The following is a 19,280-nucleotide window of genomic DNA, read 5'->3' on the forward strand; positions in this document are numbered from 1 at the left end:
AAGTCCAAATGTAACGACTTCAATCGTCGAATCACTAACTTTGTAGCGATGAGTACAATGAAAGACCTAAGAGTCGACACAGAAAGAAATAAGGCCTTTGCCCAGGACCTTAACAGAAGAGTTCACGCATACCTTAATCAAGACGGTAAGTCACCATATGCAGACTTCCGTTATTACCTCAAGGCGGTTTTTATGGCTGGCTTGTATTGGGTTCCATTCTTCCTTATGCTTTTTCACGTGGGGGGCACTCCACTTTTCTGGATTAGCTGGATTTTGATGGGATTCGGAATGTCGGGCATCGGTATGAACGTAATGCACGACGCGAACCACGGCTCAGTTAGCACGAAACAACGTATCAATAAGTTCTTCGGTGCGAGTATGTACCTCTTGAGCGGATACGTTCTCACATGGCAGATTCAGCACAATCACCTTCACCACAATTACACCAATCACATCGGTCAGGATGAAGACCTCGAAACTCGCGGTTTACTTCGTCTACACCCTGGTGATAAGTGGAAGAAGGGACATAAGTTCCAGGCTTGGTACGGACCGTTTATCTACGGGTTACTCACCTTGAACTGGGTGTTGGTGAAGGATTTCTCGCAGGTTGCTCGTTATAACAAGATGGGCTTGCTTGAGAAATTCAAAACAACCGTAAATAAGGAGTTTGTGAAATTGAGCTTCATCAAGGCATTGTACATCGGTGTATTTCTTGGACTTCCTATGATGATGGGATGGGCTTGGTATTCGGTACTTCTCGGTTTCGTAATCATGCACTTCCTCGCTGGGTTCGTATTGAGCTTCGTATTCCAATTGGCTCACGTTGTTCCCGAAGTTGATCACCCAACAGGTGAAGAGATTAAAGGTCCAGGCGCATGGCAAGTAAACCAACTTCTCACCACGTCAAACTTCGCAATGAAGAACCCTGTGTTAACATGGAGTTTGGGCGGGTTGAACCATCAGATCGAACACCACCTGTTCCCGCATGTGAGTCACGTTCACTATCCCGCATTAGCTAAGATTGTGGAGCGCACAGCCAAAGAGCATGGACTTCCATATTTCAAGCACTCATTTATGTTGGAGGCAGTAGCTGCCCACTTGAGGTTCTTGAATGACATGGGTAAAAAACCTGCAACGGCGTAAGCAACTGTTGTTGATAAAAATTGAACGGCGAGGAAATCCCTCGCCGTTTTTTTGTGTCCAACTCCCCGGTATGTGAACTGCTATACCATGGGTTAAATTTCCCCCACCACCCAGCGCACAAGCTACGGCTATTGCACGATCTAAGTCGGACCGTAAACGTTTACTTCCGTTTTCAAATGTTTGGCAATTTTCGGCGGTCACTTCTGCTATTTCATCCCTCGCTTTTAGTCTCAAATGGTGGTCTGCAACTCGTTGACTTCGAGACGCCCCGCTGAATTGATTAGCTTTGATTCAACAGAGAAGAAATGAGACAGACCTACCTATTGCTATTCGTGCTCTTCGCAAGCACAACCCTCCTTCAAGCGCAAACCAAGAGAGCGCTGTTCATTGGTAACAGTTATACAAATGCCAACAACTTGCCACAATTGGTGACTGATATTGCGTACTCTTTTGGTGACACGCTCGTAACCGACAAGAATACTCCTGGAGGGTATACACTTCAAGCGCATTCCACAAATGCCACTACGCTGAATAAGATTGCTCTAGGTACGTGGGATTACGTGATTTTTCAGGAACAAAGTCAGCGTCCTTCGTTTCCACCGAGCCAGGTTGCTACTGAAGTTTTACCATATGCAAGCGCCCTTTCGAACGCCGTTAAGGGTGCGAATTCTTGCACCGAAGTAATGTTCTATATGACTTGGGGTAGGGAGAACGGAGATCAATCAAATTGTGCCGCATATCCTCCCATTTGCACGTACGCTGGCATGCAGGAGAGATTGCGCAGCAGTTACCTGCTCATGGGACAACAGAATTCGGCAGAAGTGAGTCCAGTAGGGGCGGTGTGGCGTGATGTACGAGCCAACTTCCCAACAATTGGCCTGTACACATCAGATGAAAGCCATCCGAATATCAACGGAAGCTATTTGGCAGCTCTCACTTTCTATGCGTCGATTTACCACAAACCCGTTACCGGTGCCTGGGCGCCAAGTGGAGTTAATGCTACAGATGCCGCAAACATGCAAATGCAGGTGAATTCGACGGTTTTCGACAGTCTGGGTGTTTGGATGATTGATACGACCACGCTTCAAGTGAGGAGGTCCTTCTACCACAACGGATGCACAGTAACAGCTGATTATTCAACCTCTCAAAATGCGGATTCCATTTATGTTGATTTTGGGAACGGAGATTTCGGAAGTTCGTTCGTCGACTCAACCACATATGTTACGAATGGACTATATGTGATTCAATCCACACTTTATCGCGATTGCGATTCACTGTCCACTTCGGATACGATTCAAGTTAGTTGTTCAATTGGGTTGATGGAGTTTGATGATGATTTACGCCTATACCCGAATCCAGCAACGGATTTCGTCACTATTCCTGATGATTTAATCGGGCAGAAGTATTCGCTGGCTGACTTATCTGGCCGCGTAATTGAAATGGGGGTTTTAGGTGACAGGCTTGATATCCGCGGACTCAAAAGTGGTCGGTATGTGTTGAGTACTGCTTTTGGAAACCAAACTGTGTACTCGACCGTAATTCTGGTTGAGAGATAGTAGTTTTCCCTTCCTCACTTCGTTTGGTAATGCCCTTTTTTCCACTTTGTGGTCTTTCAAATAGGGTGGAAAACTAAACGTATGTATCCGTTTACGACACGACTTACATCCCACAGGATGGTTAGCTTGTGCGCTGGGAGGTGGGGGTATTATAAACCCATGGTATAAACTCTGATTTTGTAGTTCTCGCCACAAAAAAACGGTCCAACCCACTAGGGATTGAACCGTTCTAAATCTTGTTCTTCTAACAATTATCCGTTGATCGCCTCGACGTCATCAACTAACGTTGGCAACATTTTTTGCATCAAGTTCAAAATGCCATTCTTCAATGTCATTGTGGATGATGGACAGCCCGAACATGCGCCTTGAAGCTGTACTTTGACAATCTTATTGTCGTAACCAGCGTAGCGGATGTTCCCTCCATCTTGAGCTACAGCGGGCTTAACGTATTCCTCCAGAATCTCAACGATTCTAGTTTCAACTTCTCCCATATCGGCCGGATTGATATCCTCCGTGATGTTCGAAAGGGTCTCTTGAGCCGTTTCTTTAATCTCCACTGGCGCCGTCATGATTGGCTTGCCATCGCGGACATACTCAGAGATAAACCCTCTGATTTCATGGATTACTTCATCCCATTCGATGATGTCGAACTTCGAAATTGCAACGAAGTTGGTTGAAACGAAGACCTCCTTTACAAACGGGAAGTGAAATAGCTGACTTGCCAATGGCGAAGGTTTTGCTTCCTCAATATTGTGGAATTCAACACTGTCGCCCTCGATTAACCTGCGATTAGCAACGAACTTCATCACCGCGGGGTTAGGCGTCATCTCAGCATATATCTCTACAGGTACTTTTTGCGTACTCATTTTGGTGCTAATTTGCCTACAAAGGTAAGGGATAATGCCGACCTTTGTTATACCATCAAATGCCTTTCGAGGGAAATATAGACAACGTTTATGGCGCTAATTAAAGATGTTCGCGATCTCCATCCAGAAATGGGAGAAGATTGCTATCTAGCTGAGACAGCAACAATTATCGGTGATGTGAAAATGGGTGACCAGTGCAGCATCTGGTTCAACGCCGTTGTTCGAGGCGATGTGAATGCCATTCGAATGGGGAACAAGGTGAACGTTCAAGACAATGCTGTAATTCATTGTACTTACCAGAAGGCCGCCACGACGATTGGAAACAATGTGAGTATCGGACATAATGCCATTGTGCACGGGTGTACGATTCACGACAATGTGCTTGTAGGTATGGGGTCTATAGTTATGGACGGTTGTGTTGTCGAAAGCAACTCTATCGTAGCAGCTGGTGCTGTAGTTACCGAGGGAACGCATATTCCTTCTGGAACCATTTTCGCTGGTATTCCAGCCAGAAAGGTGAAGGACATTACACCCGAGCTCACAAAAGGGGAGGTTGAGCGTATTGCCAACAACTATGTGATGTACTCCGGATGGTTTAAAGACATCACAAAGCTCTAATTACTTCCAGAGTTCGTATTCCTCTAAGTGAATGCTGTCGTGAAAGAAGTGACGTGAAATGCGTTCGAATGTCGGGGTGTAATCGCTCACGAAGAACTTCGACGTCCCAAGCGATTCCTCTGCATTCAATAGGTTGGCCTCCTGCAAAACGTGATGTGCATATTCTGCAACAATGACCGGAGTATTCATCAACTGAACATCCGCTCCTAGAATATCGCGAAAGAGCTGGGTGAGCAACGGGTAGTGCGTACAACCCGGAATCAAGGTATCGATGCCTTTCATTGATTCTAAGCCCAGGTAATGTTCGGCGGTTTTACGAGCTATTTCACTCGACTCTAGCCCTTCTTCAATTACCGGCACAAAAAGAGGTGTGGCCATAGCTCGTATGTCCAGCGTTGCGCTCTTACCGGTTATCTTTTCTTGGTAAACGTTTGACGTGATTGTCGCCCTCGTACCAATTACTCCAATAGTATTCGTGTTCTCCGGAATCGCATCTACAACGGGGTCAATTACATTGATGATTGGAATCTTCGGCTCGTATTTTTCCTTGAGGACATCGGTGGCCACCGAACTGGCGGAGTTACACGCAATGACGATCGCCTTAGCTCCAGATGCAACCAAGAACTCAGCAATGCCCAAACTGTAGCTCTTAATGGCTTCAGAGGATTTCTCACCGTAAGGCAAGTGGGCCGTGTCTCCAAAATAGATGATGTCTTCCGCGGGGAGTAACTCGCGGATCGCCTTGGCGACAGTCAGTCCACCAACACCTGAATCGAAAATGCCAATTGGGTTTTTCACAAGGTGAAGATACGAAGGGATTACAAGAGTTTGAGGAAAGAAAAAACCCTCTCTCGTTTCCGAAAGAGGGTTCATTATTTGAGTAGACGTGCTTAGATGAGTCCGAGCTTCGCCAATACTTTCTGACTGATGTCGTGTGAATCTTTGCGGAAGATTACAACGCCACGGCTCACAGAGCTATCGAGGATGTAATCGTAACCGTTTTCGGTTCCAACACTGTTTACTGCGTCTTGAAGTTTTTCAACTACTGGTTCGAGCAATGCGCGCTCTTGAGTCATCAAGTCTTGCTGTGCTTCTTGCTGATACGCCTCAAGGCTGTTTTGCATAGTTTGAATCTCTTCCGCTTCTTTTTGCAAACGAAGTTGAGTCCAAGTTGAACGATTCGCCTGCGCATTCTGAATCTTAGAAGTGATCTCAGCTCTTAGATCCTGAATTTCTTGACGATACTGAGCGCTAAGGGCTTCAAGTTGAGCCATGGCAGTTTGATACTCCGGCATCTTAACGATGATAGAGTCCGTGTTGCAATAGCCAACATTGAGTTGTGCGAATGCAGGGGCTGCTGCAAGCATGAATGCTACTACCGTGAGTAATCTTTGAATACGTTTCATTTTCCTGTTTTTAATATCCTAGTTCATCGAGGACGTCATCACTGACATCCATTTCTGGATCGGCGTATAACATGGTTACCGATCCTGTTTTATCAAATACAAAGTCCAATCGTTTGCGACGTGCTACTGCTTTAATCGCGTTATAGACCTGATCTTGTATAGGCTTTACGAGCTCTGCTCTCTTTTTAAAGAGCTCACCCTCCGGCCCGAAATACTTGATACGCAAATTGCGTGCCTCTTCCCTTTTTACCTTGATGGCATCCAGTCTCTCCTGCTGCATCTCTTCGGTTAGAAGAATCTTCTCTGCATCAAAAGCTTGCTGAAGTGCATCGGCCTCGGATTGAAGCGCCTCAATCTCACCCGACCATTCTTGCGACAAACGATCGATTTCACGTTGTGCCTGTGAATATTCAGGGATTTGCTCGAGGATGTATTTCGTATCCACATAACCCAGGCGCTGAGCCCAAGTAGCCGTGGTTACAAAGATTGCAAAGAACGTTATCCAGTGTTTTAAGCGCATAAGCCCGGCGAATTTAGGGAATTTTAGAACTGTTGACCAATCACAAAGTGTGTTTGCCATCCGCTTGGCTGACCAATGTTTCCAATCGGGTCGAATCCGTATCCTAAATCCACCCCAAGAAGACCGAACATAGGCATGAAGATGCGCACACCTCCACCTGCAGATCGCTTGAGATTGAACGGACGGAAGTCCTCAAAATTGCTGAAGGAATCACCTGCCTCTAGGAAGCCTAGAACATATATTGTGGCCTGCGGATTTGGAGAGATCAAATAACGCATTTCAAATGTGAACTTGTTGAAAAGAGGATCACCCGCGGCAGAACTTAATGACAAGTTCGGGTAACCGCGCAATCCAATAATTTCTCTTCCGTCAATAGCGAAGTTCTGAAGTCCATCACCACCCACGAAGAATCTTTCAAAAGGAGAAAGGCCATAGGCATCGTTGTACGATCCCAAGAATCCAAATTCTGCATAACCGCGGAATACAGTGTTCTTGGCAATCTCCGTATACCAGTCGGCGCTGAATTTCCACTTGTGGTATTCAATCCACTCGTACTGCTCAGTTACTGGCTTGTTTGGCCAATTTGGATCCCACAATGAGAACGGTGGTGTCAATTCTGCCGTCAAGCTGAAGCTCGAACCGCGCGTTGGGAAGATCGGAACGTCACGGTTATCTCTTCGAAGCGTGAGCTGTAAGTTGATGTTTCGTGAGACTCCATCCGGCAACAAGGTGTAATTCGTTGCATCAAATACCCGGTATTCAACCCCTGTGTAAAGCGTGAAGTAGTCATCAGGCCAAGTAAGTCGGCGACCCAATCCCATGTTAATACCTGTAATCGCAATTCGATAAGAACCTACCTGGAATCCTTGGTTGATGTTGTGATAAACCGAAGCCGTAAACGATTGTGGACGCTTGCCAAACAACCACGGCTCCGTGAAACTCGCGCTGTAGCTCTGGAAGAATCTACCCGAAGCTTGCGCTCTCAAGTTGATGGTTTGCCCGTCACCCGAAGGCAAAGGCTTCCACTCACTACCCTTAAACAGGTTTCGAGCAGAGAAGTTGTTGAATCGAAGACCAAGCGTACCCACGATTTGTCCAGCGCCCCAACCACCTTGAAGTTCAAGCTGTGAAGTACTTTGTTCAACAACCGTATATTCTAAGTCTACCGTTCCCGTTTCTGGATTCGGCTGTGGCGTAACATTAATGGAACGAGGGTCGAAGTAACCTAGCTGCGCCAATTCGCGAATGGTTCTCTGGATGTCTGAACGGCTAAACAAGTCACCTGGACGTGTTCTCAATTCACGATAGATAACGTGGTCATTCGTGCGGTCGTTTCCTACAATGCGAACCTCATTCACCGTGGCTGGTCTACCTTCTCTAATTCGAATCTCAATGTCGATTGAATCATTCTCCACCAAAACCTCAACTGGAGTTACAGAAGAGAAGAGGTATCCATTGTCCAAATAGATACTGGCAATGTCATTTCCATCTGGATCGAATTGAACGCGCTCATTGAGGCGCTGAGAGTCGTAGATATCCCCTTTTTCAATTTCTAGAACACGACGCAAGAGGTCGGTGCTGTACTTTGAGTTACCAATAAATGAGATGTTTCTGAAGTAGTACTTCGGACCCTCTTCAAGGTAAACGTCAATTTGTACACGATCTGGGCTTACCTGGTAGATTGAATCTCGGACCACACGAGCATCTCGATATCCGCTTTGATTGTAGAAGTCGATGATCGTTCTCAGGTCGGCTTCGTATTCTGTGCGAATGAATTTCGAGCTGCGGAAGAAGTTGAACCAAGCATAGCGCTTCGTTTCCTCCATTTCGCCTCTCAAATCGCTGTCCTTAAAGTTTTCATTCCCAAAGAAGTGAATGTCCTCAATCTTCACTCGCTCTCCTGGATTTACCTCGATGCGCAGTGTTGCCGTACCTACGGTTCCTGAATCGATTTCAACCGATATCTGCGAAGTCGCGTTGAGGTAGCCCTTCTCGCGGTAAATCTTCTCAATCTTATTCTGAGAAGTAATGATGAGGTTCTCTGTAATGATAGTTCCTCGTGTGAGTTTCAATGCCTCACGAAGATCGTCCTGCTTACTCTTCTTAATCCCGATAAAGTAGAACCTCGATAGTCGAGGGAGTTCTACAAGTCGGATTTCCAAGAATATGACCGAAGCGTTCTTTTGAACAACTGCGATGCTCACGTCTGCGAAAAGCTGTTGCTCCCAGAGTTTCTTCACCGCATTGGTTACTTCTTGTCCAGGAATGCGAATCTTGTCGCCCACGGTTAGACCAGAAAGAAGCTGGATAACCGTTGGGTCGAGATTGTCAGCACCCACTACAGTGATACCACCAATCTCATATTCAATGGATGGATTGAGCGTGATATCTTGCGCAAACGTAGTGCTTGCAAAAAGTAAGAGTAGAGTGAGGAGGGAGAGGCTTTTTTTTAACATAAACATCAAGTGCTCTGTATCTGCTCGCTGGTTTTACCAAATCGACGTTCTCTGGATTGATACGTGCGAATCGCGTCGTACAAATCTTCTTTCTTGAAATCCGGCCACAGTACCGGAGTAAAGTAGAGTTCAGAGTAGGCAATTTGCCAGAGTAAGTAGTTGCTTATTCTATATTCACCGCTGGTTCTAATCAACAACTCAGGGTGGGGAATGTCTGCTGTGAACATGTGTTGGTCGATCACCAACTCGTCGATGTTCTCACTTTTTAATTCACCACTAGCCACCTTTTCTGAGATGCGCTGAACAGCGTTTACGATTTCTGTTTTTGCTCCGTAATTCAATGCCAACGTAAGTACCATGCGGTTATTATTACGAGTGGCCTCCATTACTTCGTTGAGTTCGGTCTGACAATTCTTTGGGAGCGCATCGAGCTGGCCAATTGAATTGAGACGAATTCCATTCTCTTGGAGCGTAGAGAGTTCCTTGCCCAGTGTAGAAACCAAGAGTTGCATCAAGGCGCCAACTTCGGCCTTAGGGCGATTCCAGTTTTCGGTTGAAAAGGCATAAACCGTGAGGTATTCAATACCAATCTCTGCCGATGCCGTGGCGATATTTCTCAAGGCTTCAACTCCAATTTCATGGCCTCGTACACGAGTCAGGAATCCCTGCTTTTTTGCCCAACGTCCATTGCCATCCATAATGATAGCCACGTGCTTTGGCACTCGTTTAGAGTCGATATCCTTGGGAGTCGAATTCATCGAGAGATGAAGTTTGTACACTTCTCTACGAAAGGTGTGAGTTCAAAGTATAGGTGCACACCCGTGAATACATACCAGTCATCTGTCTGGCTGTTTCCGCGAGCGTATCCAATGAGTTCATTCGGACGGTCAGTTCTGTTGCTCAAGGCAGCAGCTACATCGCCATGTTCGGCGCGGATGAGGTCGGGGTCGGCATAAACACCGCTCACATCATCCAAATAATCCGTCCAAGTTCTTCTAAAGCCGCATTCAACGGCCATGGTCACGGTACGACCAATATTCCATCTATAGCCCATGCCGAAGGGAAGAGACCAGGTGGCAAGGGGGTAGTAGTTTCCAGGGTTCGCAGTTGTGCGCTGGCCTTCCGTTCCAAGCGGTGCAAGGTCGTACCAATCGCCTTCGTAAAAGGCTTGAGGGTTAAAACCTGTTATACCAAAACCGGCAAAAACATAGGGTGTATGTGTGTACTTGCGGCTTCCTGCCATGTATTTGAAGAAATTCACTTCTCCTACAATGATTCCTTCGTAAATGTTAGATCGGAAGTGCAAGTCGCGATAGTTTCTATCTGGCATTCCAGAAAGTGCGTCGTCATTTGCCAAACGTCCAAATGAAAACTGCCCGCGGATAGCGTAATGGTAATCGAATTGATGGCGGTACGTAACCCCCACAACTCCACCCTGTGGCAAATGAATTCCGTAATTGCCCACATCGCCAATGAAGTTGGTGCCACCTAAAAAGATGCCCAATTCATTGGAAGATTGGCTTCGTTGAGCAAGTGCTCCGAAGCTAGTTAGTAGCAAGAAAATCAGCGCTTTACTACGCATATTCATTGTTCCTTTTACGGCAAGCCGCAAATATAGTGTTTTCAGTACGGAAAGCCTGATTCTAATTCCTTCTATCCAAGCCCCAAAGAAGCTTGTTTCGCAATGTGCTCGGGAAGTTCTGAACCTCTGTTTGTACCATCCGAATTTGGAAGTCAGATCTTTCCAAAAATACTTCAACATCACTATCGCAAGGGTAGATGCGAGAATCAACCGAAGTCAAGAACTGGTCTTCTCTCGTTTCAACCTTCATGCGAATTTTGAAGTTGTTCGGGATTACAAACGGACGAACCGTCAAATTATGCGGGGCAATTGGAGTGATAACGAAATTTTCACTCCCAGGCATGATGATAGGTCCACCGCAAGAAAGCGAGTAACCTGTAGATCCGGTTGGAGTGGCTATGATAAGTCCATCCGCCCAGTATGAGTTCAAGTATTCATCGTTGATCCACGTATGAACCGTAATCATCGATGTAGTGTCTTTGCGGCTAACCGCAATTTCATTCAAAGCAAAGTTGGGGTCAGGCTGTGGCGCGGTGCCGCTCAATTCAACCCCAATCAAATTTCTATTCTGAATGGTGTACGATCCTTTCAAAAGCGACTTAGCTGCACGGATGACCTCTTCTCTGGCAACATCCGCCAAAAATCCTAGTCGGCCCGTATTCACACCCAAAATCGGAACACCACTCTGACGCACCAAGGTGGCCGCATCTAGGATAGTGCCATCGCCACCCACCGTCATCATTATATCAGGCTTACCAGCCTCAAAGTCGGTATGACCCGAAAAGGTCGGGTAGTTCAGATCGATGTCAATGTCACAGTGCTTCACCAAATGGTCGTGCAGAGGCTTGTAAAAGAAGAGGTCCACACCTTCTGAGCGAAGCATGTGATACAGCTTTTCAATATGCGGACGAGCCTCAGGAGTGATGGTTTTCCCAAAAACGGCAATCTTCATGATTACATGTTAAGGTAGTTCATGAACTGGTCGAAGCGTTGCTTCAAATCTTGTTCATACCTGTTTTCGTGCCATGCTTGGGCAACTACGTATTCATATCGCTCAAAGGAGGCGATAATCGGACTCAAATCTGTAAAGTTGATTCGAATGGTAACCTCGAACAAGCCTTTGTCCTGGTTAACATGCATGTATGTGGCTAGAATCTTGGCGTCATTGCTCTCGACAATCTGAGCGATTTGAGCCATGGAATAATCGTATTGATTCACTTCCAAGACCAAAACGCTTCCGGGAGCTTGCAGACTGAAGAGGCCACCAATGGCGTGTAGCACATCTTGTGGAAGAATGTACCCCACGTACTTTTTATCACCATCAATTACCGGAAGTATGCTAATACGCTCCTCACCGTACTTCCTCACCGCATCGAAAAGGTGACTTTCCATTTCCACATTGGAGAGGATAAAACGCTGACGAAGAGATTCAATCGTATCGTTTTCATCCGCATCTAGCGCGGCATCTTCAGAGATCAACCCCTCGTATAAGGTTTCTTGAACAATGGGCCAGTGATGCATGCCCAAGTCTTCCATCTCACGCAATGCATCGCCAACTTTGTCTTTTGGCGTAAGCGGAGTAATGTCTATTTGTATGAGATCTTGAGCGATCATATGCTTTTCGTTACTAGCAAACTTATCGATTTTCTACCTTTGGGCTCCTTATTTTCAACGCTATCATGACACATCTAAGTGTAAACGTAAATAAAGTGGCCACCTTGCGAAATGCACGCGGGGGCAATGTACCTAATGTTCTTCAAACAGCCTTAGATTGTGAGCGATTCGGCGCACAAGGAATTACCGTGCATCCTCGTCCAGATGAGCGCCATATTCGCTACGCTGATGTTCGCGAACTCGCTCCTGCCGTAACCACCGAGTTCAATATTGAAGGGTATCCAAATGAATCTTTCATCAATTTGGTCCTTGAAAATAAGCCAGCACAAGTAACGCTTGTTCCAGATGGACCCGATGTCCTTACTTCAAATGCGGGTTGGGATACCATTACACATGCCGATATGCTCCGCCCTATCGTCGCCAGATTCAAAGCGGCTGGCATCCGTGTAAGTCTTTTTATTGAAACAGATACGGAGTTGATTCGCGGAGCTGCCGATGTTGGAGCAGATAGAATCGAGCTTTACACCGAAGCATTTGCAGTTAATCATGCTACGATGGGTGCTGAGGCCGCAAAGCCATACGCTGAAAGTGCGCGTTTTGCGCATTCCATCGGACTTGGCGTTAACGCCGGCCATGATTTGAGTTTAGAGAACCTGGCTGATTTCATAGCCCATGTTCCACATGTAGATGAGGTATCAATAGGTCATGCGCTAATCAGCGACGCCCTTTACCTCGGACTGGAGAATACGGTACAGGCATACCGACGTCAAATCGAGCTCGGCTGGCATCGCCGCGAACATTGATTCAATCCACAGGTTGATATACATATGAAGTTATTCAGCAGAATTGTAGGTGATGGTCCAGATGTGCTCATACTGCACGGACTATTTGGAATGAACGATAACTGGAATACCCTAGGCAAACGCTGGGCCGAGGATTGCGGCATGAGAATGCACATGCTCGACCTTCGTAATCACGGACAGTCTCCCCATTCTTCCGAGCACTCGTATACCGCCATGGCTGAAGATGTGCTCCAGTATCTGGATGATAATCAAATCGATTCCGCCATCGTAATGGGACATTCCATGGGAGGTAAAGTGGCCATGCGTTTGGCGGTTGACCATCCTTCTCGCGTTTCAAAGCTCGTAGTTGTGGATATTGCTCCGAAAGGCTACCCCGTGCACCATCAGGAGATCATAGATTCCCTACAGTCTCTAAATTTTGATGAGTTGTCTAGCCGTAGGGATGCCGATAAAAAGTTGGCGGAGAGCATGCCTAATTTCGCTATGCGCCAATTCCTCTTGAAAAGCCTGCACTGGGAAAAGGAGAATCGACTTGGTTGGAGGTTTAACCTCGAGGCCATCGACAAGAATATTGAAATGGTAGGTGAAGCGATGGAATCGCAAGCGCATTACGATGGTGAGACTTTATTTATCCGCGGTGAAAAGAGCGGATACATTAAAGATGGAGATATGGAGTTGATTCAGCATCATTTTAAAAATGCTGAGTTACATACTGTGGTAGGCGCAGGTCATTGGGTGCACGCTGAAAAACCGGAGGAAATGTATCGCGAGATCTGTGAGTTCCTTATTGAAGGGTAATCACTATTTTTTTGTCCCCTTTCACCTCGAATCGCTGGTCTTCTAAATCTGGCGGGCCAAACGTTCCCCTTGCGTCGTTAGAAAACCCATAAGCCTCGGTCGGGTAACCTACGGCATTGGTATTAATCTCCTTGTCCTCATTTTCGTCGTGAAAAGCCGCAGCTGTGTATGTGCCTTTTTCGACATTCGTGAAGGTGTGCGAAACCACTCCACTAGCCGGAATATCAACAATAACCTTGCGTAGGTCATTGCCATCCGCGTCGCGAAGCGCGAGCATGACCTTTCCTTCGCGGGATTCGAGGCCAGCGAATTCAATGGTAAGAGAATGTTGAGCAAAGCCCAACGTGCTAAAAAGAATGCTAAGGGATAAGAGGAATACTCTCATTATCGGATGAGTACTACGCTTCCTCGTTCATCGATGCTCACAATACGCTCTTGGGATGGCGTTTCATATCGAGCTACGAGTCTCCAGAGGTATACACCTTCTTTCAAGGTCTGTCCGTCGTAGTATCCGTTGAATGCTTCAGATGGGTCAAGCGATTCGTAAACCAAGCGTCCCCAACGGTCATAAATACGTAGGTGGTAGCTTACTGGGTTACAGTTTTCGGAAACAACTACCGGGAATAGGTCATTCACACCATCACCATTCGGGGTGAAAGCGTTAGCCGCATATACAGCGCAACCGTCGTAATTCGCCACCTGCTGAGCCGATAGGTCGCCCGCAAACAGTAGCAATGCGAAGGTGAATAATCCGAGTATGTTCTTTCTTATTGACTTCATCTCAAAGCAAATATAGCTTTTTACCTCAATAGACCTAATCTAAAATGTGTACGACCTTTCTGAATTTAGTGAAATGCGCTTTCTGATGAACTAACGATTTTAGTCAAAGTCCAAAGTGAGCTTAAATCGCAACACCCTGCCATTCCCGGCATCGCACACATAAAGTATCTCATTGTAATACGCCAAACCGCGAGGTTCGTTGAAGTTCGTCAAGCCTATGCCAGTGCCTCCAAAACTGGCAATGGCATACTTCGTTTCTCCAGAAGCTGGGGGAGGAGGAACACCTTCTAATCCGTTAGCTGTGAACTGGTAGATAGAATCTGTATTTGCATCACTTACAAAGATGTAACGACTTTCATCTCCAGCCACAGTTACGCCCATCGGATCGGTGAACTTACCTGGCTCATTCAAGTAGCCGTCGGATACCGGATCTGGACCATAAATAACCGGACGATATTCCGCACCAAAGTCCGATTCAATGAACTCAATGCGTTGAACTTTCAAGAGGTTATTGGGGTCTCTACTGGTGAAGAAAAAGTCCGGACTGTTACTCGCGCTGAATTGCGGGGCCTTTGTCAAAGTGGAAATGTCAAACGGATCTTTGAAGTAGTCGTTGAACAAGCCGCTAGAGGTTTGCACGGAAATCGGACTTAAGTAATCGTCGTCATTAGAGAAGATGATGACGGCATCATCCGGACCTTGGTTCGCGTTGTTCGGACTTGGCCCTTGGCGAGTGACATAGTATTGGTTGTTTCGCGTAGGGTTGACGTTATCTCCCATCACAGCAATGCCATTGAAGGTCACTTGTGCATCGGTAGAGGAGAAGCTGTTCTTGAAATAGAAGGGGTGAACGATGGTGTTCACAATTTCAGCATGATCTAAGCCATAACCCGAATTGCCCAATTGGTCGATTCTGTAAATGGCAGATAGGCTGTAAGCGATTCCATTCACAACCGTGTCTTTCGTTCCGATTGCGAGCAAGTCAAAGCTTCTGTCTTGCGTAACGAATTTCAAACCTGGAACGCTAAAGCGACCTTGTTCGCGGCCCGATTCATCGAGACAAATAATCTCTTCTGTGAGCTCGTCGGCTACGTAGATGAGTTCATCAAATCCGGCTACAATTGAAACCGGGCGTCCAAAGTTGTTGAGCGCGGGTTGAATAGGCACATAGGCGATATCCCGAGTAGAGAACTCTGGGACCTCAATGAAATCGAGATCGGTTTTCTCACCAAAATAGTCTTCACATGAAACAAGCGTGAAGGCGAGAGCGATAACTAAAAGCTTGAATACTCTCATTCTCGTAGGTCTTTATTCAATTCAATACGGATTCCAATATTCTGTTGGAATCCAAGATGATTCGTCGGATTGATGCTGTAATCGAAATACACAGGGTGACCACCCATTGGGTAGCGAACGCCCATTCCGAACGTTGGCCAGCTTTGTCCTGTTACATTGATCTTATACCCAGCGCGAACCGCCAAGATTCGCATGTATTCATATTCAATTCCCAAACGGTAATTTTCCGCGTTGTCGTTCGGGTGATTCAACTGAATCGCGGTCAAGATTCGGTGTCGATCTTCCTCGTAAGGTACCATCGACACACCAAGGCTGAATACGTTTGGTAAAGTGTTGTCTTCCAAATTCCCAGATTGCAATCTGTTGAACCCAGAGGCGATGTAAGTTCCCGAAAGCGATGAGTTACCTCCGAAGTTTCTTACCAAGACAGAGAATTGAAGTTCCTTCCAATCCGTTTGGTACAAGAAGCCGACATCAACAGCCGCGGTGTGGTTGTAGTAATCGGCTAGCTGCTCAAAGATGTACTTCAAGGTTACTCCGATTTCAAACTGGCTGCTCAACTGACGCGCATAGCTGATACCCACGCTGGCGTTATTTGCATAGAAGATTCTGCCTGTGCCGTTTGGCTGAAATTCCGTTCTCTCTTCCAATGCTCCGCTGTTCAACATGTTGAACGAAGCGCCGATGGAACTTGCATCATCGATAGGGAAAATACCAGAAAGCCAGCTCTGATTGATTCCACCTCCAATGAAGTAGTGGCTCAATGAAATGGCCGTGGCATCGAGGTTGGTCATTCCCGCTGGATTGTGGTAAATGGCATAAGCATCTCCACTTAATGCTGTGGATGCTCCACCGAGTGCTTGGGAACGTGGACTCATATCATTCTTGAGGAAACTCAAGGCAGATAGACCCGCTCTCTCTCCACCGTAAGTAGGCAGGAGCTGAGCTTGAGCAAGTGCTCCGCTCAATACCAATAGTAGTATGTATGTGGTCTTCTTCATGATTAAAATCTGAATCCTATTCCGTACAAAATTTGACGTGGCGCGAGATAGCGTGCTGGGTTGCGCGGGTCAACTCCCGATTCCTGCGGACCGTTGTATTGAGGTCTAGGATCTCTCCAAGTGTTTGGCACATCATCGCCGTATTCATACGCTCTACCCGTAACCGGGTTGATGATTTGTGCGTTGTTCCAATCCAATAGGTTTCTAACCTCAAGCGAGAAGGTGAGTCCAGAGCCCGATTTCTTATCTGTAAAGAGGGTGTAGCTCAACTTCAAATCACTTGTAATCCATGGCGTTGCTCGCTCCTGCAAGTACTGGTCATTTAGCACTTCGTACTCGGGACGACCCAAATCGTTCTCGCCAATTTTTTCTTGTGGAGTGTATCTGAATCCAGATGAGTAACCAAATTGTAAGAAGGCTTCAAAGCCGTTGAGGTTCATCCCCAAGATTCGCATGGTAGAGTCTGGCGCGAACACGGTTCCCAAGTTCACATTCCAAGGTCTGTCCCAAGCCAAGAATTGTTCTCTCGTCAAGGCTACCTCTCCGTTTTGCTCAATCTGAAGGGAAGATTCTCTCGCGGAGTTCGACTTACCGCGCGCCTGCTGGTACGATACGTTTCCAAATACGCGGAAGTGCTTTCCAATTCGGTAGTTCGCACCCAATTCAACACCAACTACTTTCGCGTAGTCTTGGTTGATGTACATGGTCTTCGTTACTGGTCGGCCCGTTTGGTCTTCCACAATTACTCGGCGAGAGACAATGTAGTCGAAGCGGTTGTTGTTGTACGCTGCAACTGTAAATCCAAAGTTCTTGGTTACCGCAGCTTTGTAGCCTACCTCGTAACTCACGTTTACTTCTGGGTCCAAGTCTGGATTACCCAAGAAGCTCAGGAACGACCTGTCTTGATACACTGGATCAAGACCCGCATACATAAAGCGAGGGTGCGGCAAGCGCATGCTGTGTCCGTAGTTGAAGTACAACACATTGTTTGCTGTAACCGGGAAGCTCACATTGATTCTAGGAAGCAATCTTGCCTTCCAACGCAATCCCGCGAATCCCACGGTTTTGTCCATGTAGTCTTCACGTACCTGGTCGATAACCGGCGCATTCGGGTCAGCTACAGCGTCATCAGCAAACTTGCCAGGCGCCCAATAATTCATACGAACACCAATGGAAGCGATGATTCCTTTGTAGGTGATTTTATCTTGAACGAAGATGCCACCGCGAACCGGATTTACCTTCCAAATGTCGTTGCTAGAACCAATGGATATAGATGGGGTGGTCAACGTATCGTTAATGATAATCGGAGCTCCTACCCAAGGGCGAGTTACATCCACCCATTGGTACTCGTTGAATACATTCTCAATACCCATGCTCACTTCGTGAACCTTGCTTTCTGGAATCCAATGCGCTTTTGCACGAATGGTGTATTCTTCCGCGTAGTGGTCGTGCCATGTTGGAGTGATTCCTCCGTTGTTTACGAGGCCGTCGCCAGGACGAACGAAGAAAATTCCCGAAGGGTCATCAGGATTAAACACGCCTACCGGATAGGTGATGATATTGTCTTCATCCAAAATTCGGTCGACCGTTGGCGTTCTAAACTCACGTCCGTTAGCGTCTGCACGAAGGTTGGTGAATAGTCTACCCAAGCTCACGTTCAATCCCCACTGCTTGCTCAATATCTGATTGATGTTGATGGCCGTAAGGTTACTGTGGTGGGTGTAGGTTGTCGCGTTGTCGAGGTTGTTGCTGCGCTCGTATTGATAGCCCGGGGTAAGAATCGCATCGAAGCCTACAATTTGAAGGGAGCGCGTATTCTGGTTGATATTCAGGGAGTGCTGATTGGTCAGCGTAATCTTCGTTCCCGGACGAACGGCCCAAGCGAGCTTTAGTGTGTGAGTCCAAGCATTGGTTTGACGAGGAGCCCAAAGCTCAGGATTGCCAGTAAAGAGCGATGATTGCAATTGGCTAGCCTGATTGGGGAAGTACTCATCCGTCAGGTTCATGGTTACGTTGTTGAACATCGTGACCTTCTTATCCGTGCCTGGAATTGGAAAGCCGAACGTCAATTCAGCAATATCTGTATTGAAGGATGTTGCCGCGTTTGGATCAAACAAATGGTCGGTTTGAAAGCGGCCACTGATCGCAAATTTGTCGCCAGCCTCTCGAATCTTGGTGTTGATGACACCAGAAGAGCCTCCACCGAATTCGGCGCCAGCGCCACCTGTGATTACATCGATTGAGGAAACGGAACTCGAGGCGACATTCACACCAAATCCAGTGCCGGCGAGGGGGTCTTGGGCAGAAATTCCATCGACGATGTATTCTGTTTCGTACACACGAGCACCGCGAATTTGCAGGCCGTCCTGCGTCTTCGTAATACCCGCTTGCATGGCTACGACTTCCTGAACGTCGCGGACGTTCATTTGGGAAATCTCGGTCTGACGAATGGTAATCTCCGACCCTGCAACTTCTAGGTCTACCTGGTTCTTTTGACCGATTACGGTAACTTCTTCGAGTACGTCCCGAGATCCTTCCATCCTGAAGTTGATCTCAGTTTCCTCGCCAGCGGTAACGGTCACCCCGTTAATTTGCTGAGTTCCATATCCCAAGATTTCAACCTTCACGCTGTAATCTCCCGGAGGTACGTCTTCAATATTGAATTGGCCACTGAATGAAGTGACTTGTGCAAAGTAGGTTCCGACAACGCGCACGCCAGCCTGGAAGATTGGCTCTCCCGTTTCGGCATCGATTACTTGTCCTTTGATGGAACCTGTTTCGTCCTGTGCCCACAAGGCGGTTGAGAACACGAACGCTATGCTCAGTAGTAGTGCTCTCATT

General features: G+C 46.9%; 19 protein-coding genes. 5 read left to right on the top strand and 14 right to left on the bottom strand.

Annotated elements, in window-relative coordinates; translation table 11 throughout:
- Nucleotides 1-48: 48 nt before the first annotated feature.
- Both F8C67_RS05495 and F8C67_RS05500 read left to right on the top strand, forming a co-directional pair.
- Complete coding sequence (locus F8C67_RS05495; RefSeq protein WP_151666818.1) at nucleotides 49-1,143, top strand: fatty acid desaturase family protein; 1,095 nt, start codon at nucleotides 49-51, stop codon at nucleotides 1,141-1,143.
- Between the two features lie 305 nt (nucleotides 1,144-1,448).
- The gene (locus tag F8C67_RS05500; protein ID WP_151666819.1) at nucleotides 1,449-2,699 is read left to right on the top strand and encodes a DUF4886 domain-containing protein; all 1,251 of its coding nucleotides are present in this window, start codon (nucleotides 1,449-1,451) and stop codon (nucleotides 2,697-2,699) included.
- 251 nt (nucleotides 2,700-2,950) lie between these two features.
- On the opposite strand, the gene F8C67_RS05505 is transcribed toward F8C67_RS05500, so the two are convergent.
- Nucleotides 2,951-3,565, bottom strand: a complete 615-nt coding sequence (locus F8C67_RS05505; RefSeq protein ID WP_151666820.1) for a NifU family protein — start codon at nucleotides 3,563-3,565, stop codon at nucleotides 2,951-2,953.
- 90 nt (nucleotides 3,566-3,655) lie between these two features.
- Here F8C67_RS05505 and F8C67_RS05510 point away from each other — a divergent pair, with 90 nt between their 5' ends.
- A complete protein-coding gene (locus tag F8C67_RS05510; protein ID WP_151666821.1) occupies nucleotides 3,656-4,183 on the top strand; it encodes a gamma carbonic anhydrase family protein in 528 nt (175 codons plus the stop codon).
- Here F8C67_RS05510 and murI read toward each other — a convergent pair whose 3' ends face one another.
- From murI to F8C67_RS05550, 8 genes are all read right to left on the bottom strand, one after another.
- Nucleotides 4,184-4,981 carry a glutamate racemase gene (gene murI / locus F8C67_RS05515; RefSeq protein WP_223277518.1) on the bottom strand — a complete coding sequence of 266 codons (798 nt, stop codon included), beginning with the start codon at nucleotides 4,979-4,981 and terminating at the stop codon, nucleotides 4,184-4,186.
- Nucleotides 4,982-5,073: 92 nt separating this feature from the next.
- A complete protein-coding gene (locus F8C67_RS05520; protein ID WP_151666823.1) occupies nucleotides 5,074-5,589 on the bottom strand; it encodes an OmpH family outer membrane protein in 516 nt (171 codons plus the stop codon).
- A gap of 10 nt (nucleotides 5,590-5,599) precedes the next feature.
- Complete coding sequence (locus F8C67_RS05525) at nucleotides 5,600-6,109, bottom strand: OmpH family outer membrane protein (RefSeq protein WP_151666824.1); 510 nt, start codon at nucleotides 6,107-6,109, stop codon at nucleotides 5,600-5,602.
- 23 nt (nucleotides 6,110-6,132) lie between these two features.
- Nucleotides 6,133-8,565 (bottom strand): outer membrane protein assembly factor BamA, encoded by a 2,433-nt coding sequence (gene bamA, locus F8C67_RS05530; RefSeq protein ID WP_170266374.1) that lies wholly within the window; start codon nucleotides 8,563-8,565, stop codon nucleotides 6,133-6,135.
- Nucleotides 8,566-8,570: 5 nt separating this feature from the next.
- Nucleotides 8,571-9,323, bottom strand: a complete 753-nt coding sequence (locus F8C67_RS05535; RefSeq protein WP_151666826.1) for an isoprenyl transferase — start codon at nucleotides 9,321-9,323, stop codon at nucleotides 8,571-8,573.
- Nucleotides 9,320-10,147 carry a type IX secretion system protein PorG gene (gene porG / locus F8C67_RS05540; RefSeq protein ID WP_151666827.1) on the bottom strand — a complete coding sequence of 276 codons (828 nt, stop codon included), beginning with the start codon at nucleotides 10,145-10,147 and terminating at the stop codon, nucleotides 9,320-9,322. Before porG ends, F8C67_RS05535 begins: the two co-directional genes overlap by 4 nt.
- A gap of 61 nt (nucleotides 10,148-10,208) precedes the next feature.
- Nucleotides 10,209-11,099, bottom strand: a complete 891-nt coding sequence (locus F8C67_RS05545; RefSeq protein ID WP_151666828.1) for an NAD kinase — start codon at nucleotides 11,097-11,099, stop codon at nucleotides 10,209-10,211.
- A gap of 2 nt (nucleotides 11,100-11,101) precedes the next feature.
- Nucleotides 11,102-11,761, bottom strand: a complete 660-nt coding sequence (locus F8C67_RS05550) for a CBS domain-containing protein (protein WP_151666829.1) — start codon at nucleotides 11,759-11,761, stop codon at nucleotides 11,102-11,104.
- A gap of 65 nt (nucleotides 11,762-11,826) precedes the next feature.
- Here F8C67_RS05550 and F8C67_RS05555 point away from each other — a divergent pair, with 65 nt between their 5' ends.
- Nucleotides 11,827-12,564 (top strand): pyridoxine 5'-phosphate synthase, encoded by a 738-nt coding sequence (locus tag F8C67_RS05555; RefSeq protein WP_151666830.1) that lies wholly within the window; start codon nucleotides 11,827-11,829, stop codon nucleotides 12,562-12,564.
- 24 nt (nucleotides 12,565-12,588) lie between these two features.
- Nucleotides 12,589-13,362 (top strand): alpha/beta fold hydrolase, encoded by a 774-nt coding sequence (locus F8C67_RS05560; RefSeq protein ID WP_151666831.1) that lies wholly within the window; start codon nucleotides 12,589-12,591, stop codon nucleotides 13,360-13,362.
- Here the strand turns inward: F8C67_RS05560 and F8C67_RS05565 are convergent.
- The 5 genes from F8C67_RS05565 to F8C67_RS05585 all read right to left on the bottom strand — a co-directional run bounded on the left by F8C67_RS05565 (nucleotide 13,349) and on the right by F8C67_RS05585 (nucleotide 19,279).
- A complete protein-coding gene (locus tag F8C67_RS05565) occupies nucleotides 13,349-13,747 on the bottom strand; it encodes a DUF2141 domain-containing protein (protein WP_151666832.1) in 399 nt (132 codons plus the stop codon). The two genes, F8C67_RS05560 and F8C67_RS05565, sit on opposite strands and share 14 nt — an antisense overlap.
- Nucleotides 13,747-14,142: a T9SS type B sorting domain-containing protein gene (locus tag F8C67_RS05570; RefSeq protein WP_151666833.1), complete on the bottom strand. Its 396-nt coding sequence runs from the start codon at nucleotides 14,140-14,142 to the stop codon at nucleotides 13,747-13,749. The genes F8C67_RS05565 and F8C67_RS05570 overlap by 1 nt, the downstream gene beginning before the upstream one ends.
- A 99-nt stretch (nucleotides 14,143-14,241) precedes the next feature.
- Nucleotides 14,242-15,438: an NHL repeat-containing protein gene (locus tag F8C67_RS05575; protein ID WP_151666834.1), complete on the bottom strand. Its 1,197-nt coding sequence runs from the start codon at nucleotides 15,436-15,438 to the stop codon at nucleotides 14,242-14,244.
- Nucleotides 15,435-16,439, bottom strand: a complete 1,005-nt coding sequence (locus tag F8C67_RS05580; protein ID WP_151666835.1) for a PorV/PorQ family protein — start codon at nucleotides 16,437-16,439, stop codon at nucleotides 15,435-15,437. Before F8C67_RS05580 ends, F8C67_RS05575 begins: the two co-directional genes overlap by 4 nt.
- A 2-nt stretch (nucleotides 16,440-16,441) precedes the next feature.
- Complete coding sequence (locus F8C67_RS05585) at nucleotides 16,442-19,279, bottom strand: TonB-dependent receptor (protein ID WP_170266375.1); 2,838 nt, start codon at nucleotides 19,277-19,279, stop codon at nucleotides 16,442-16,444.
- Nucleotide 19,280 lies beyond the last annotated feature (1 nt).

The organism is Phaeocystidibacter luteus, from assembly GCF_008933115.1.
GTDB classification, from domain to species: domain Bacteria; phylum Bacteroidota; class Bacteroidia; order Flavobacteriales; family Schleiferiaceae; genus Phaeocystidibacter; species Phaeocystidibacter luteus.